1 pseudogene is annotated in these 471 nt (G+C 68.2%); it reads right to left on the bottom strand.

Features of this window, described 5'->3' with window-relative positions:
• Positions 1 to 284 precede the first annotated feature (284 nt).
• Positions 285 to 471: pseudogene (locus ACFVVA_RS33990) on the bottom strand (hypothetical protein); the annotation flags it as partial.

The following is a 471-nucleotide window of genomic DNA, read 5'->3' as shown; positions in this document are numbered from 1 at the left end:
AGGGTCCTGCGACCCTGAGCCGCTATCCGGTTCTCCCGGATCTCGAACATTGCACCCCTTGAACTGGGGTGTTGCAACGATCCCTAGAACCTAAGTGCATCCCCGGGGCCAACGAGCGTCACGGGGCAGCGTAGCCGGGCCGGGCCGGTGGTGCGGACCGTCCGGGTGACGATGACGTCGCCGGTGCAGCCCAGGGCTTCCGGCTCTGCCTGCGGAGCGAATGCGGCCGACGTACAACGGTTTTGCTGCCCGGTGCCGGACGGAGCCCTGGAATGCGGGTGAGGTCAGCCGACGGTGGCGGCTGTGGTGGCGGTGATGTCCTGGGCGCCGCTGGCGCCGCCGGGGACGAGCTGCCAGTTGGTCCAGGTGCCGTCGGGCTTGTTGTCGCGCGTGTAGACGTTGAGGTCGGTGCCGATCGCGTAGACGTGGACGGTGTTGTCCGGGGTGGCACTGCTGGTGATGGCCTTGACG

Origin of the sequence: Kitasatospora sp. NPDC058048 (genome assembly GCF_042885555.1) — a bacterium.
GTDB lineage: Bacteria > Actinomycetota > Actinomycetes > Streptomycetales > Streptomycetaceae > Kitasatospora > Kitasatospora lactacystinica.
Note: the sequence above shows the minus strand (reverse complement) of the source record. Positions and strands in the feature narration are given on the sequence as shown.